Origin of the sequence: Vibrio sp. Isolate34 (assembly GCF_022397915.1) — a bacterium.
GTDB lineage: Bacteria > Pseudomonadota > Gammaproteobacteria > Enterobacterales > Vibrionaceae > Vibrio.
The window spans coordinates 516,156-532,368 of sequence record NZ_JAKEUO010000001.1 but is presented as its reverse complement, the minus strand read 5'-3'; the positions used below and the strand labels follow the sequence as shown (position 1 = coordinate 532,368).

General features: G+C 46.6%; 16 protein-coding genes. All 16 read left to right on the top strand.

The genetic code is table 11. From position 1 onward, the window contains the following. Positions 1 to 9 precede the first annotated feature (9 nt). Positions 10 to 1,170, top strand: a complete 1,161-nt coding sequence (gene bamB / locus L1D22_RS02445; protein ID WP_239828587.1) for an outer membrane protein assembly factor BamB — start codon at positions 10 to 12, stop codon at positions 1,168 to 1,170. Between the two features lie 158 nt (positions 1,171 to 1,328). After that, positions 1,329 to 2,810: a ribosome biogenesis GTPase Der gene (der, locus tag L1D22_RS02440; RefSeq protein WP_017629857.1), complete on the top strand. Its 1,482-nt coding sequence runs from the start codon at positions 1,329 to 1,331 to the stop codon at positions 2,808 to 2,810. A gap of 131 nt (positions 2,811 to 2,941) precedes the next feature. Further along, a complete protein-coding gene (locus tag L1D22_RS02435) occupies positions 2,942 to 3,844 on the top strand; it encodes an alanyl-tRNA editing protein (protein ID WP_239828586.1) in 903 nt (300 codons plus the stop codon). A 289-nt stretch (positions 3,845 to 4,133) separates the two neighbouring features. Continuing rightward, entirely contained in the window at positions 4,134 to 5,135 is a 1,002-nt protein-coding gene (locus tag L1D22_RS02430) for a sensor domain-containing diguanylate cyclase (protein WP_239828585.1), read from the top strand. 36 nt (positions 5,136 to 5,171) lie between these two features. Continuing rightward, positions 5,172 to 5,399, top strand: coding sequence for a zinc ribbon domain-containing protein (locus L1D22_RS02425; protein WP_239828584.1), 228 nt, complete (start codon positions 5,172 to 5,174; stop codon positions 5,397 to 5,399). A 295-nt stretch (positions 5,400 to 5,694) separates the two neighbouring features. Then, positions 5,695 to 6,981, top strand: a complete 1,287-nt coding sequence (urtA, locus tag L1D22_RS02420; RefSeq protein ID WP_017629853.1) for an urea ABC transporter substrate-binding protein — start codon at positions 5,695 to 5,697, stop codon at positions 6,979 to 6,981. A gap of 160 nt (positions 6,982 to 7,141) precedes the next feature. Then, complete coding sequence (gene urtB, locus L1D22_RS02415) at positions 7,142 to 8,770, top strand: urea ABC transporter permease subunit UrtB (protein ID WP_239828583.1); 1,629 nt, start codon at positions 7,142 to 7,144, stop codon at positions 8,768 to 8,770. A 10-nt stretch (positions 8,771 to 8,780) separates the two neighbouring features. Beyond that, positions 8,781 to 9,953 (top strand): urea ABC transporter permease subunit UrtC, encoded by a 1,173-nt coding sequence (urtC, locus tag L1D22_RS02410; protein WP_239828582.1) that lies wholly within the window; start codon positions 8,781 to 8,783, stop codon positions 9,951 to 9,953. Next, positions 9,950 to 10,792, top strand: coding sequence for an urea ABC transporter ATP-binding protein UrtD (gene urtD / locus L1D22_RS02405; RefSeq protein WP_239828581.1), 843 nt, complete (start codon positions 9,950 to 9,952; stop codon positions 10,790 to 10,792). The genes urtC and urtD overlap by 4 nt, the downstream gene beginning before the upstream one ends. Position 10,793: 1 nt before the next feature. Further along, positions 10,794 to 11,489, top strand: coding sequence for an urea ABC transporter ATP-binding subunit UrtE (urtE, locus tag L1D22_RS02400; protein WP_017629849.1), 696 nt, complete (start codon positions 10,794 to 10,796; stop codon positions 11,487 to 11,489). Beyond that, complete coding sequence (locus tag L1D22_RS02395; protein WP_239828580.1) at positions 11,486 to 12,433, top strand: urease accessory protein UreD; 948 nt, start codon at positions 11,486 to 11,488, stop codon at positions 12,431 to 12,433. Before urtE ends, L1D22_RS02395 begins: the two co-directional genes overlap by 4 nt. A 133-nt stretch (positions 12,434 to 12,566) precedes the next feature. Further along, positions 12,567 to 12,869, top strand: coding sequence for an urease subunit gamma (gene ureA / locus L1D22_RS02390; RefSeq protein ID WP_004735119.1), 303 nt, complete (start codon positions 12,567 to 12,569; stop codon positions 12,867 to 12,869). A gap of 11 nt (positions 12,870 to 12,880) precedes the next feature. Beyond that, positions 12,881 to 13,216: an urease subunit beta gene (locus L1D22_RS02385; RefSeq protein ID WP_017069302.1), complete on the top strand. Its 336-nt coding sequence runs from the start codon at positions 12,881 to 12,883 to the stop codon at positions 13,214 to 13,216. A 40-nt stretch (positions 13,217 to 13,256) separates the two neighbouring features. Further along, positions 13,257 to 14,960: an urease subunit alpha gene (ureC, locus tag L1D22_RS02380; RefSeq protein WP_239828579.1), complete on the top strand. Its 1,704-nt coding sequence runs from the start codon at positions 13,257 to 13,259 to the stop codon at positions 14,958 to 14,960. A 115-nt stretch (positions 14,961 to 15,075) separates the two neighbouring features. Beyond that, on the top strand, positions 15,076 to 15,528 hold the full coding sequence (ureE, locus tag L1D22_RS02375; RefSeq protein WP_048669212.1) for an urease accessory protein UreE: 453 nt from the start codon (positions 15,076 to 15,078) through the stop codon (positions 15,526 to 15,528). 72 nt (positions 15,529 to 15,600) lie between these two features. Continuing rightward, positions 15,601 to 16,197, top strand: coding sequence for a HupE/UreJ family protein (locus L1D22_RS02370; RefSeq protein ID WP_239828578.1), 597 nt, complete (start codon positions 15,601 to 15,603; stop codon positions 16,195 to 16,197). Positions 16,198 to 16,213 lie beyond the last annotated feature (16 nt).

Here is a 16,213-nt window from a genome sequence, read left to right as displayed (position 1 = left end):
GCGCTTTGAATGAAGAAGATGTTTCCAAAAGCGGCGTTATGTGCGATTGCTCTTGGCCTACTAGCTGGCTGTGCAGGTGAAGAAGACACCGTAATCATGGCTCCAGTACCAACAGTAAACAGCGAGTTCACTCCTAAACAGCAATGGTCTACGTCGGTTGGTGATGGTGTTGGTCACTACTTTTCAAAATTAACGCCTGAATTGGCTTACGACAAAGTGTTTGTTGCAAGCCGTGAAGGTCTCGTTAAGGCGCTTGATCCTGAAACAGGTAAAGAGCTGTGGAAAGTAGATCTTGAGAAAGAAGTACTGGCTCGTTTGTCTGGCGGCTTAACCGCTGCTTACGGCAAAGTGTTTGTTGGTTCTGAAAATGGCGAAGTGATCGCGATGGACGAATCGACCGGTGAAGAACTGTGGCGTGTATCAGTGAATGGTGAGGTGCTTGCATCCCCTGCGACTGAAAGCAACATGGTACTGATTCACACCAGTCGCGGCATGATGATCGCACTAGACCAAGAAAGCGGCGAACAGAAGTGGACAATCAGCACTGAAGTTCCAAGCCTAACACTGCGTGGCGACAGCACACCTGTTGCGGTTTCTGGTGGTGTATTCTGGGGCACGGCAAATGGTCGTTTAGCCGCTGCTATCGTGGACCGTGGTCAATTGATTTGGCAACAGCCAGTAGGCACGCCAAAAGGTGCTACGGAAATTGATCGCTTGGTTGATGTTGATGCATCACCAGTTGTTCTTGGCGGCACACTGTATACCGTAGGTATCAATGGTCAGCTTATCGCTATCGATCTTCGTTCTGGTAAGCCAGTTTGGAAGCGCAACTACTCGTCTGCGATTGATTTAGCAAGTGACGGTAGTCGTTTGTTCGTTGTTACCGACAAAGACCATGTGGTTGCGGTTGATGCGCGTAGCGGTACTGAACTTTGGAGCACTCCATTGCTAGAAAACCGCTTACTGACAGCACCTGCTATTATTAATGGTTATGTAGTCGTGGGTGACACCGAAGGTTATCTGCACTGGTTAGATCGTTCATCGGGTGAGTTTGTTGCTCAGCAGCTAGTCGATGATAGCGGCTTTGCGGTTGCACCAATTGAATTACCTGAAGGCTACTTAGTGACGACTCGCAATGGCGATGTAAAGAAACTGACGATTAGCCAATAAAAGCGTGATATAATTCATAGTCGGCTCCTGGTTGGTAACAGCTAGGAGCCGTTTTGTTGTTAAAAATTAATAAACCGTGTGGTTATAGGTAAGAGTTTAAACTTGCGAACAAGTGCTTACCTATAACTACATTTAGAGAAGAAATTGTAGAGGTTGTTATGGTACCTGTTGTTGCTCTAGTAGGGCGTCCGAACGTAGGTAAGTCTACGTTATTTAACCGATTGACTCGAACTCGTGATGCATTGGTTGCGGATTTCCCTGGCTTAACGCGTGACCGTAAATACGGCCATGCTCATTTTAGCGAGCATGACTTTATTGTTATTGACACTGGTGGTATCGACGGTACTGAAGAAGGTGTTGAAACTAAAATGGCTGAACAGTCGCTAGCGGCGATTGATGAAGCTGATGTTGTTCTATTTATGGTAGATGGCCGTGCTGGTCTAACACCATCTGACGTAGCGATTGCTAAGCACCTTCGTCAGCTAGAAAAGCCTTCAATGCTAGTAGTAAACAAGGTTGACGGTATCGACCCTGATGCTGCAAGTGCTGACTTCTGGCAACTAGGCGTAGAAGACATGTATCAAATCGCAGCTGCGCACGGTCGTGGTGTAACAGCGCTGATTGATCTTGCTCTTAACCCGTTCGCAGAAGCACTAAAAGCGGAAAATGGCGAAGTAAGCGATTTAACTGAGTTTGAAGACGAAGAAGAAGAGCAGGTTGAATTTACAGAAGAAGAAGCTGAAGAAGAATTCAAGCGTCTTCAAGATCAACCTATCAAGCTAGCGATCATTGGTCGTCCTAACGTAGGTAAATCAACACTAACTAACCGTATTCTTGGTGAAGAGCGTGTGGTTGTTTACGATATGCCTGGTACGACGCGTGACTCTATCTACATCCCAATGCAGCGTGACGAGCGTGAATACGTTCTAATCGATACCGCGGGTGTTCGTCGTCGTAAGAACATCAACGAAACAGTAGAGAAGTTCTCAGTAGTTAAAACGCTGAAAGCGATTGAAGATGCGAACGTTGTATTGCTGCTTATCGATGCTCGTGAAAACATCTCTGATCAAGATCTAAGCTTGTTGGGCTTTGCATTGAACGCAGGTCGTTCAATCGTGATTGCGGTAAACAAGTGGGATGGCCTAGATAACGACGTTAAAGAACGCGTTAAGAAAGAGCTAGACCGTCGTTTAGGTTTCGTTGATTTCGCACGTATTCACTTTATCTCTGCACTTCACGGTACAGGTGTTGGTCACTTGTTTGAGTCTGTTCAAGAAGCTTACAAGTCAGCGACGACTCGTGTTGGTACTTCTGTTCTAACTCGTATCATGAAAATGGCAACTGATGATCACCAACCGCCTATGGTTCGTGGCCGTCGTGTGAAACTGAAATACGCGCACGCTGGTGGCTATAACCCACCGATTATCGTTATCCACGGTAACCAAGTACGTAACTTACCTGATTCATACAAACGATTCTTGATGAACTACTACCGTCGTTCACTAGAGATTATGGGTACACCAATTCGCATTCAATTCCAGAACAGCGAGAACCCATTTGAAGCTAAGACAAACAAGCTGACAATCTCTCAAGAGCGTAAACGTAAGCGTATGATGAGCATGGTTAAAGGTCGTAAATAGTCCTTTCCAATAGATTTGATACCCGAGCCTGTCTCGGGTATTTTTTTAAGCAAAATTCACGTTAAGCCATAACAATCTGTTTTTATCGTCACGGCTTAACGAATCAGACTAGATTTCAAAAGAAGAACAATATGACCACGAGCGATTTGATTACACAAGCTGAAGCAATCACACCAACTATTACTCAATTCTGTCATCAAGCGTGGCAACTGACGGCGAAAGCGTTGTATGTAGAAAGCGACAGCAGTACAACCTACCTGATCACAGATATGACGCCTTTTCACCCAGTAAGTCATATTTGGCCTGATCATCCGGCAGACCAAGGTTTTGTGACTGTTGATGACGTTCAATATCCAGTGGAAGAGTGCCTTGTTGGTGCAATAGAACAATCTACTGGCAAACTTCACATCGCAGCAGATATTCCTGTTAAGCGTGATACGGAAGGTTGGGCGTTTGTGGTTGTCCACCAGCTACCCGCATCAGCTTCTATGATTAATGTTAACGACGAAGTGGTGTTGTCGGTAGATAAAGAGTATCAAGCAAGCTTGAGTCGTGGTCACAGTGCGGGTCACATTGCTTTCTTAGCGTTGAATAAAATATTGGCTAAAAGCTACTGGCGCAAAGATGCCGACAGAAAGGATCCGCTCGGAAGTTACGACTTTAATAGTTACGCACAAGTGACCAGCTTTGTGACTCCTGAGCTATGTACTGATAAGTATCGTTTGGGTAAAACTCTGAAGAAGCGCGGCTTGAACGTTGCAGATATGCTTGCAAACCTTGAAGGTATCGAAGCCGACATTAACCAGATGATTTCAGGTTGGCTCACACAGCCGACTCCAGTCGCAATGAGACTGGAAGGTGAGGCTCTAACTGACTCTCGTTACTGGGAATGGCAACTGGATGCTGAGACGCTGGTGTCGATCCCGTGTGGTGGTACTCACATCGAGAACACCTCAGAGCTTAATGCATTATCGGTTAAATTAACCCAGTTAGATGACCAACACATTGAAATGCTGACGCATGTAATTCGATGATTTAGGTTACAGAACGAAATGACTTGTGCTGTTTATTTTGTATTAATATGTCACTTTTAATATAAATGACTATTTAAAATTGAAATGCAGCACATGTAACTTATGCTTTCGGTGTGTGGTGATATAAATATTCTTTTTGGGGTAGATCGCTGATCAAAATAGATAAAGCGAAAGATCAACCTATGATCTTCGGTTGTGTGTGGTAATAACTTAGTGTGTTATTATTAACCAATAGCAAGCTTGCATAAGAACAGGCTGTACCCAATTACATAATTGAAAGCTTTAGTGAATGGAACAACAATTTTTATTAGAAGGCCACCGAGCTGTCAATAGTTTGCTTCGGAAGCTTGCCCTTGGGATGGATCGCAAGGACTTAAACCATAAGATCATTCAGCTTACTGAGCAGCTTTTTGGTCAGCGTATGGCTTCAATCTTATTGCTCAACGCTGAGTCTCAGACTTTGCACTTCGAATATGCTCCAAATTTGCCTGATTTCTATAATCAACAGATAGAGGGCGTTGGTATAGGTGTAGGAATTGGTTCGTGTGGTGAGGCTGCTGCGCTTAAAAAGGCAGTGATGGTTTCAGACATCAATACCCACCCTAACTGGGCTCCTTTCTTGGCGTTAACAACCCAGGCTAATCTTCATGCATGCTGGTCTGTGCCAATTCTTTCGTCAAACGGGCACGTACTTGGTACTTTCGCTATATACAGCCAATATGTTTCTGAGCCTCATGAGTTTGAACTAGAGATCCTAGAGCTATTAGCGTCTCTGTATTCAGTCGCCCTCGAGAAGTATGAGTTGGAGAATCAACTCAACTTTTTTGCCAACCGCGACTCTCTGACACACAGTTTGAATCGTCGAGCCTTGTTAAGAGAAGCTGAACAAGTGTTAACCAAGCGCTGTTTTGGACAAAAGGTGATGGCGTGCTTGTTTGTTGATGTCGATAAATTCAAATCAATCAACGACACCTATGGTCATAGCTTTGGTGATGATGTGCTTTTAGCGGTTGCCAAAGTGCTCGATGAGGCGACCACAGCCTGTGCCAAGATCGGGCGTTATGGTGGTGATGAGTTTGTGGTGTTCTCTTGCTTTGACGATCAAGAAAGCGTGCTTAACTTTTATCGAAGCTTAGAAAGAACTTTGGAACAGGCTCTTTATATCAACGACACTCAATTTGCAGTCAGTGTAGGGCTTTCTTACGCGAAAGATCCTGAGTCGTTAGAAGCTTTGATCGCACAAGCTGATAAGAACATGTACCAAATCAAGCAAGCTAAGTCTCAGCAGTAGTAGATTGTAAAAATAGTAGTGAATTAGGAAATGCTAATGAGTGAAAATATCTGCCCTAAGTGCCAGTCAGAACTAGGCTGGGATGGTAAATATCACTGTGAAAGTTGTCAGGCTCACTTTACCAAAGTTGGGTTCTGCCCAGAGTGCAACAGCCAACTAGAGAAGCTTCAAGCTTGTGGTGCTGCCAGCTATTTTTGTAATGCTGATTGTAACGAGCTTAAATCTAAGTCGAGAGTAAAATTCGAGTTCCAAGCTGCGGACTAGCTTGAAAGCGAGAAGGTTAAGTATCGCAATCCATACAATTTAATAGAGGCCTAATACCTATGTATTGGGCCTTTTTTGTATCCATTGTGCGGTTATGTATCATCTTGGTTCATTCTTATCGTCGCTGCACCAGTATGAAACATAGTTACATGATTGCTATGCACGCTATTGATGTGAATGGTTTTTTAGTTCCAATAATACAATGACTTATGATTTTAATGGTTAATTTTTAAGTTTGGCACTCTTCTTGTAACTCTGTAATTGAATAACAAAAATACAATTATGGAGTACTATCATGAACAAGGTGTTCAATTTATCGCTAGCTGCACTGTGTACAACACTTTCATTTTCTTCTGCATCAGTGCTTGCGGCTGACGAGACCATCAAGGTCGGCGTTCTACATTCACTGTCTGGCACCATGGCGATTAGTGAAACCACGCTAAAAGATACCGTGCTAATGCTCATCGAAGAGCAGAACAAAAAGGGCGGCTTGCTGGGGAAAAAGCTAGAGCCTGTGGTTGTTGACCCAGCATCAAACTGGCCGCTATTTGCAGAAAAAGCGCGTGAGCTGATCGAAAAAGAGAAGGTTGATGTGGTCTTCGGTGGTTGGACATCGGTATCGCGCAAATCCATGCTGCCAGTATTTGAAGAGCTTAACAGCATCCTTTTTTACCCAGTTCAGTATGAAGGTGAAGAGTCTTCGAAAAACGTTTTCTACACCGGCGCTGCGCCAAACCAACAAGCGATTCCAGCCGTCGATTATTTGATGGAAGAGCTTGAAGTTGAACGTTGGGTACTCGCGGGCACGGATTACGTTTACCCACGTACGACCAACAAGATCCTTGAAGCCTACCTAAAAGATAAAGGTGTCGCAGAAGAAGACATCATGATCAACTACACGCCATTTGGTCACTCTGATTGGCAGTCTATTGTTTCAGACATCAAAAAGTTCGGCGAAGCAGGTAAGAAAACCGCAGTGGTTTCTACTGTGAACGGCGATGCGAACGTCCCTTTCTACAAAGAGCTAGGCGCTCAAGGCATTTCATCTGAAGACATCCCGGTAATTGCATTCTCTGTTGGTGAAGAAGAACTGTCAGGTATGGATACTGAACCACTGGTTGGTCACCTAGCGGCTTGGAACTACTTCATGAGTGTTGATACCGAAGCCAATGAAGAGTTCGTTGAAACGTGGCAGTCATTCATCAAGAGTGAAAAGCGTGTCACCAACGATCCAATGGAAGCGCACTATGTTGGCTTTAACATGTGGGCGCAAGCGGTAACCAACGCGGGCACAACCGATCCTGAATCTGTACAAGATGCTTTGATTGGCGTGTCTGTTCCTAACCTTTCTGGCGGCTACTCCACCATGCTGCCAAACCACCACATTACTAAACCTGTCCTGATCGGTGAAATCCAAGACGATGGTCAATTCGATATCGTTTGGGAAACCACAGGCCTTGTTGCGGGTGATGCTTGGTCTAGTTACTTACCTGAATCAGCGAAGCTGTTCTCTAGTTGGTCTAAGCCATTCTCATGTGGTGCGTTTAACGTCGAAACCAAGAAGTGTTCTGGCGGTAACTAGAGCGTTAATTTAGGAATATTGAGCCTTCTTGTTTGGGAAGAGCGTCTCTGTTTAAGAGGTGAAGCAAACGGAAGGCTCATCGTTTCAACTGACAATAATTCTCCACATGTTCACTGAGCAAAAATAACAATATCTAGCTCGATGGATTAAGGAAGCAGGGATGAAAAACGTATTGAACGTATTTAAGGCGCTATTGCTTATGGCAGTCAGTGCTCAGTTGGCTTTTGCTGGAATAACGGATGAAGCTAGCTTTACCAAGGCGCTAGTTGGTAAGAAAACATCGGATAAAGAATTGGCTATCGATTGGGTTATTGAGACACAAGAGGAAGACGTGTCGAAACCTATTCTGGACGGCTGGTTAAACGGAAATCTTTACTACTTCAATGACAAACAAAGCGAGCAGTACAAACAGCTCTACCTGATTCAAAGCATTAAAACGGCAACCTCAGCTCAGTCGGTGTGGGGTGAATCTAGCCTCAGTATCGAAAATGCTAGACAATTTAAAAAGGTTCGCGTGAACAACAAGCTTCGCGGGATCTTGCGTGGGGAAATTGCCTCGATTGGACTGAACAGCAGTAACCCAGACGTGCGTTATAAAGCGGTTGTGGATCTGCTCGGTAGCAAAGATTCAGATATCATCGATCGTTTAGCGGTGCTGAGAACCAGTGAGTCAGAGGGCAAAGTCGCTGAGTTGATGGACTTGTCGTTAGCCATTTTCACCTCTCTTGATAAGAGTGCCACGATTGATGAGCGTGTGGCTTCGATTGACCGAGTTGGTGACTTCAAACATTCAGTGGTGCTCAAAACCTTGAATCAATTGCTCAACAGCGAACAAGACCCAAAGGTCTTGGCAGCGGCAGAGCGTGCGATGGACGATTATCAACAGAGCCAAGCACTGTACTCGGGTGTTGAGACTGTGTTCTTTGGCTTGAGCTTAGGCTCGGTATTGGTGTTGGCAGGCATAGGCTTGGCGATCACTTTTGGTGTGATGGGCGTAATCAACATGGCCCATGGCGAGCTGATCATGATTGGCGCTTACACCACCTACGTATTGCAGTTGTTGATGCCGAACCACATCGGTTTAGCGTTGATTCTCTCTATTCCGGCTGCGTTTATTGTGTCTGGTTTGGTCGGTATTGCGATAGAGCGTAGTGTGATTCGTCACCTTTACGGTCGCCCATTGGAAACCTTGCTTGCGACCTTCGGTATCAGCTTGATCTTGCAGCAAGCCGTTCGTTCTATTTTCTCTCCTTTGAACCGCTCAGTAAGCACACCTGAATGGATGTCTGGTGCACTTCAATTGAATCCAATGTTGTCTCTGACCTACAACCGCTTATACATCATCTTGTTCTGTGGTTTGGTGTTTATGGGCTTGTTGATGGTTCTGAAAAAGACACCGTTAGGCTTGCAAGTTCGTGCGGTTTCTCAAAACCGTGGTATGGCGCGCGCGATGGGTATTCGATCTGAAAGAGTTGATGCGATGACCTTTGGCTTAGGTTCTGGCGTGGCGGGTGTCGCAGGTGTAGCACTGTCTCAACTGACGAACGTTGGCCCTAATATGGGGCAAGCGTACATCATTGACTCTTTCATGGTGGTGGTGTTTGGTGGAGTCGGCAACTTGTGGGGAACATTAGTCGCAGGCTTAAGCCTTGGCTTGTTCAATAAGATCTTAGAGCCTTGGGCTGGCGCAGTACTCGCCAAGATTCTAGTGCTGGTTTTCATCATTCTATTTATTCAAAAACGCCCACGCGGATTGTTCCCGCAACGTGGTCGTGCGGCTGAAGGTTAAGGACAACATCATGCAGTCTAAATCATTTGTACTTTCGGCGATGCGTGGTGATAAAGGTGGGCAACTGACCATCCTTGCCATTCTTGCGGCCGTGATTCTTATCCCACTGGCTAACACCATGTTATCAAGTGGGCACCCACTTCATGTTGAGACCTTCACTATCTCACTGATGGGCAAATACCTGAGCTACGCAATGTTGGCGTTGGCACTTGATCTTGTCTGGGGCTATCTTGGCATATTGAGCCTAGGTCACGGTGCTTTCTTTGCGCTTGGCGGTTATGCGATGGGCATGTATCTGATGCGTCAGATTGGTGACCGTGGGGTTTATGGTGATCCAGTTTTGCCTGACTTTATGGTGTTCCTTGATTGGTCAGCGTTGCCGTGGTTCTGGCAGGGCTTCGATCAGTTCTGGTTCGCTTGTCTGATGGTGGTGTTGGTACCGGGCGCATTGGCTTATTTGTTCGGTTATTTGGCTTTCCGTTCTCGTGTGTCTGGTGTGTATCTTTCGATCATGACTCAAGCGTTAACTTACGCCTTGATGCTGGCGTTCTTCCGTAACGAGATGGGCTTTGGTGGCAACAACGGACTGACAGATTTCAAAGACATCATCGGCCTTAGTTTACAGAGTGATGCGGTCAAGATTGGTTTGTTTGTCGCGACGGGCATCTCACTCATCCTCAGCTACATCGCGTGTCGTATGGTAGTGACCAGTCGATTGGGGCGTGTGGCACTGGCGATTCGTGATACCGAGTCTCGCACTCGCTTTATGGGTTACGACGTCGATGGTATTAAGCTATGGGTATTTGTTTTGTCTGCGGTTATCGCGGGTATTGCTGGTGCTTTGTATGTTCCTCAAGTCGGCATCATCAACCCGGGAGAGTTTGCGCCGCTTAACTCGATTGAGATTGTGGTTTGGGTTGCCTTAGGCGGTCGTGCCACTCTGTTTGGGGCCATTGTGGGTGCGCTGATCATTAACTACGCCAAGAGCTGGTTTACCGTTGAATTCCCAGAGGTGTGGTTATTCGCCCTCGGTGGTCTGTTCGTTCTTTCGACCATGTATTTCCCACAAGGTGTGATTGGCTTTGTTAGCGAAAAATGGCAACAGATGCGTAAGGCATCGAATTCAAAAGGCGAAGGGCAAGATAAGGATGACCAACATAAAGGCAAGGAGGCGATCGCATGACCACATTTAACAGCGTAAAGGAATCGGTTCAGGCGTTCACTCGTCGAGACGAAGTCTTCGATTACCTTAAACCCGATGTTCACCCTGCCATCGATACCCGTCACAACGTGTTGTTGTACGTGGAAGGCGTCAATAAAAACTTCGATGGTTTCCAAGCGATAAACGACCTCAACCTTTATATCAAAGAGGGCGAACTGCGCTGCATCATTGGTCCTAATGGCGCAGGCAAAACGACCATGATGGACATCATCACCGGGAAAACTAAGCCAGATACTGGCGAAGTGTGGCTAGGTTCGAACATCAATCTACTCAAGATGAACGAAGCTGAAATTGCTAATGCAGGTGTTGGGCGTAAGTTCCAAAAGCCGACCGTGATTGAATGTTTAACCGTGTGGCAGAACCTTGAATTAGCCATGGCAGGTGATCGCTCGGTGTGGGCGACTTTCACAGCCGTGATGTCTGGCGAGCAGAAAGACAAACTGACCTCAGTACTAGAGCTTATTCACCTCAAAGATGAAGCGGCAAATTTAGCGGGTAACCTGTCTCACGGACAAAAACAGTGGTTAGAGATCGGTATGTTGTTGATGCAAAACCCTAAGCTGCTGCTAGTCGATGAACCTGTTGCAGGTATGACTCACCAAGAGATGGATCGCACCTCTGAGTTACTCAACTCACTGGCAGGTAAGCACTCGGTGGTTGTGGTTGAACACGATATGGATTTCGTACGTTCGATTGCTAGCCACGTCACCGTGCTTCATCAAGGTCATGTGTTGGCTGAAGGTACCATGGACCAAGTGCAGGCTCACCCTGAAGTTAAACAAGTTTATCTCGGAGAATAGGATGTTAGAGGTTAAATCAGTTAATCAATATTACGGTGAGAGCCACACCTTATGGGATTTGGATATGCAGATCCCAGAGGGTAAATGTACGGTGTTAATGGGGCGCAACGGTGTCGGTAAAACCACCTTGCTGCAATGCATTATGGGGTTGGTGAAGGTTGAAAGTGGTGACATCTCTTTATCGGGCGAGTCGTTACTGAAAACCGATGCCGAGGATCGTTCTCGCCAAGGGATCGGTTATGTACCGCAAGGTCGTCAGATATTCCCAATGCTCACCGTTCAAGAAAACCTAGAGGTTGGCCTACCGATTCGTGAGAAGGGCGATCGTAAGATCCCCGAATTCATCTTCGATATCTTCCCTGTCTTGAAAGAGATGCTGCATCGCCGTGGTGGTGACTTATCAGGTGGTCAGCAGCAACAGCTTGCGATTGGTCGTGCGCTGGTGGTTAATCCAAAGCTATTGATCTTGGATGAGCCGACGGAAGGGATTCAACCCAATATTGTGCAAGAGATTGGCGACATCATTCGCATGCTCAACGAGAAGATGGGACTTACGGTTTTGCTTGTGGAACAGAAGCTGCCGTTTGCTCGCAAGGTCGGTGACCGTTTCTGTATTCTCGACCGTGGCCGTCAGGTGGCTGAAGGTGAAATGACAGGGCTCGATGAGTCCTTGATTAAGGAGTACCTAACCGTATGAATTCTCTCTTTTCTCCGAATGAAGTAAGGAGCGCTTCTTTAGTTGAAGCCTTGTCTCTGAATGAGACTATCGAACAAGATATTCGAGATGGTTGGCAAGCAAGCCTAAATCTCACTTTTATCGACCGCGGTGACAAAACCGTATTAAAGAATCGTCAGCAGTCTGGTCCGCTTGCGGTGCAACGCCCCCTGTATCCTGATGGGGAAACATGTCACACCTACTTACTCCATCCCCCCGGCGGAGTGGTGGGTGGTGACACTCTCAATATTGAGGTAACCGTAGAAAGTGGTGCTCATACGTTGATCACCACCCCCGGAGCGACCAAGTTCTATCGTTCTAACAACAAGTACGCCAAGCAGAAGCAAACCCTTCGAGTGAAGAAAGGTGCGCGCTTGGAATGGATGCCACAAGAGAACATCTTTTTCCCCAATGCACACGTTCGTTTAGACACTGAAATTCGCCTTGAAAAGGGTGCACAGTTTTGGGGTTGGGAGATGCACTGTTTTGGGCGGCCTGCACAGAATGAGGGATTTGAGCGTGGTCACCTTGTTGGGAAGACGGAAATCTACCTTGATAATCAAAGGCTTCTGACTGAAGGTTTTAATTTTCATGGTGGCGATAAGTTGATGATAAATATGGGGTTACTTGATTTTTCAATGATGGGAACCTTTTATCTCACCTCAAATGAGAAGCAAGATTTAGAGTTGGTACAGAGCTTGCTCTTATCTATTACACAGCAAGCTTCACAGCAATCAGTTACATCAAAAACGTCGAGTGAACCCACATTAATATTGGGTGCGACGCAGATAGAAGGATTGATTGTGGTGCGAGCCTTGGGTTATTGGAGTGAAGACATCCTCCAGGCCTTTGGTCAGATATGGCAAGCAACTCGCTCTCATTTATGTGGTACGACTCCTGATTTACCAAGGATTTGGGCGACTTAGCGATTAGCCCTATTTGTACCGAGGGCGACTTCCGGCCCTCGGTACATTTTTTCAAGCTTGCTGTGATTGAATCCCACTTACTGCTCATGCGTTTCTGAGCAATAAGAAAACAACACTAACAGCGGGCGGCTAAATGGAATTAACACCAAGAGAAAAAGATAAGCTCCTTATCTTCTGCGCAGGAATGCTGGCACAGCAGCGCAAACAAAAAGGCTTAAAACTCAATTACCCAGAATCTATTGCGCTGATCAGCAGTGCCATTCTTGAGGGGGCCCGTGAGGGTAAAACCGTTTCGGAATTGATGGATTTTGGACGCACACTGCTTACTGTCGATGACGTTATGGAGGGGATCCCTTCCATGATCCCAGATGTACAAGTCGAAGCCACTTTTCCTGATGGCACCAAGTTGGTGACCGTTCATGAACCTATCGTGTAGGGAGAAGAAATATGGCTGGCTCCACCAAACAATATTCAGGCTTAGTTCCCGGAAAAGTAGAAACCGCTCCCGGTGACATCACTCTTAATGAAGGTCGAGATACGACGTCCGTAAAGGTACAGAACATTGGCGATCGTCCCGTGCAAATTGGCTCTCATTACCACTTCTACGAAGCAAACCCTTCGCTGATCTTTGACCGAGAAGCCACTAAAGGTTTTCGACTCAATATCCCAGCAGGCACCGCCACCCGTTTTGAACCGGGTCAGTCGCGCAGCGTCGAGTTGGTGCGTTATGCCGGTAAGTTAGAGATCTACGGCTTCCAAGGGAAAGTGATGGGCAAGCTCTAAGCGCTCTCACGGAAACAATGAAAACAACAAAGGATTGATCATGGCGAAGATATCCAAACAGGCTTACGCCGAAATGTTTGGGCCAACAATCGGAGACCGAGTGCGTCTTGCTGATACCGATTTATGGCTAGAAGTTGAAAAGGATTACACCGTATACGGCGACGAAGTGAAGTTCGGCGGCGGTAAAGTGATTCGCGATGGGCAAGGTCAAAGCCAGCGTCCAAGTGCCGAAACGCCAGACTTGGTGATCACTAACGCGATTGTGTTGGACTACTGGGGCATTGTAAAAGCCGATGTCGCAATCAAAGACGGCCGAGTTCAAGCATTAGGCAAAGCAGGAAACCCAGATGTTCAACCTGGCGTCGATATTGTGATTGGTCCGGGTACGGAAATTTTAGCCGGTGAGGGTTCGATCCTCACCGCGGGTGGCATCGACTCACATATTCACTTCATCTGTCCGCAACAGATAGAAGAAGCGTTGGCGTCGGGTGTTACGACTATGATAGGCGGTGGTACGGGGCCGAATACCGGTACTAACGCGACGACATGTACACCGGGTCCGTGGAACATGCACCGTATGTTGGAATCACTCGATCAATTCCCAATGAACTTTGGTTTACTCGGGAAAGGCAACGCTAGCCAACCGGAAGCATTGCGTGAGCAAGTGGCAGCAGGTGCTGTGGGTTTGAAGTTGCATGAAGACTGGGGAACCACACCCGCTTCAATTGATACCTGCTTGAGTGTTGCCGATGAAATGGACGTACAAGTAGCGATTCACACCGATACGCTAAATGAATCGGGTTTTGTTGAATCGACCCTTAGCGCCATCGGTGATCGCGTAATCCATACGTACCACACGGAAGGTGCGGGTGGTGGTCATGCTCCCGATATTATTCGCGCAGCAGGTGAGCCGAATGTTCTGCCTTCTTCTACCAATCCGACACGACCTTATACCGTCAATACGGTCGATGAGCATTTGGATATGCTGATGGTGTGTCACCATTTATCACCTTCGATTGCTGAAGATGTCGCGTTCGCTGAATCGCGTATTCGCCGTGAAACCATTGCTGCAGAAGATATTCTTCATGACTTAGGTGCATTCTCGATGATCGCTTCGGATTCACAGGCAATGGGTCGCGTAGGCGAGGTCGTAACCCGTACTTGGCAAACTGCACACAAGATGAAAGTGCAGCGTGGCAGCCTAAAAGAAGATTCCGACTACAGCGATAACTTCCGCTTAAGACGTTATGTCGCTAAGTACACTATTAACCCTGCGATCACGCACGGCATGGCACATGAGATCGGCTCTATCGAAGCAGGAAAACTCGCGGATCTCGTGTTGTGGAAACCAGCCTTCTTTGGTGTGAAACCAAGTGTGATTTTGAAAGGTGGCATGATCGCGATGGCACCCATGGGTGATCCTAACGCTTCAATCCCAACACCTCAGCCTGTTCACTATCGCTCTATGTTTGGTAGCTATGGCAAGGCATGTCAGAACACATCGATGCTGTTTGTTTCCAAGGAAGCCAAGGCACAGAACATCGATAAGCAGTTGGGTTTGCAGAGTTTGATTGGCGTAGTCAGCAACTGCCGAAACATCAGCAAAGCCGACATGAAGCTTAACGATTGGATGCCGAAGATCGAAGTCGATTCTCAGACGTATCAAGTGCGCGCTGATGGTGAACTGCTGACGTGTGAGCCTGCTGAAGAGCTGCCAATGGCTCAAAGATATTTTCTATTTTAATAGCTCGGCTGAAGGCTCTTATTTTAAGTCTTTGCCTGAAGCTCGTATTTTAGCTCTTGGCTGAGGGCTCTTATTTTGAACGTTATAAATCTCACAAGGAGATTGAGGTAATAGCATGATTGAACTTACTCAACTGAATACTCAAATACAAAATGCACCGGACGGCTATTTAAGCCTGCCTATCGATAGCCGCATTAAAAGTCGCCTTAAGGTGATGCTCGATGACGGGCGCAATGCTGGATTGTTTCTACCACGCGGTCATATCTTGCGTGGCGGAGAGCAATTAACTAGTGAGTGTGGTTTAACGGTTGAAGTAAAAGCGGCGCCGGAAACCGTGTCGACCGTTTACTGTGAAGACTCGCACCTATTAACTCGTGTTGCTTACCACCTTGGTAATCGACATGTACCACTGCAAGTAGAAGCGGGTTGGGTGCGTTATCAACACGACCATGTTTTGGACGAAATGGTTGAAGGTTTGGGTGCGACAGTGACCACAGAAAAGCAACCCTTTGAACCTGAAGGTGGCGCCTATGGTGGTCGCTCTGGTGGTCATCACCACCATCACTAATCGAGTCATTTGAGACTCATCTAATGATAGATAAAACAACGATATTAATAACAATAAAGCAAGGATTACGCGATGAACTTTAAAACAGCAGCAGGCTTAAGCACTTTCACACTGGCTTCTCTAACAACATCAACGATGGCTTTGGCTCACCCAGGACATGGTTCGCATTCGGTTCATGAGTCTCACTCATTTATGTCTGGCTTAACTCACCCTGTGACAGGTATGGATCACCTGATCATGTTGATCGCTTTCGGCTTGTTAATTGGCGCACTGTCGTTTTCAACCAAGATAAAAGCCGCTTTGATTGGCGGTGGATTGGCTTCATTGGTCGTTGGGCTTATCGCAGGCCAAGCCTTAGGTTTCTCTGTGATTGTTGAACCAGCAATCATCGCTTCTCTGTTCGTCGTCAGCCTATGTCTATGGCACGTATTCTCACCATCAACCAAGCGTGTAAACAGCGTATTAGTCGCTTCCATTGCGATGTTGTTTTTCCATGGTTACGCACACGGCGTTGAAGCTGCGAGCAACCTAACTCAATTTGCAATAGGTATGAGCCTCACTGCTTTGGCATTAATGGTTATCGGTACGTTTGTTGGTCGCGCAGTTTACTCTAAATGGCTGTCTGTTGGTGTCGCTTCAGCGAGCGCACTATTACTGTTAGGCGCGTAAGCTCTCGAACTTTTCG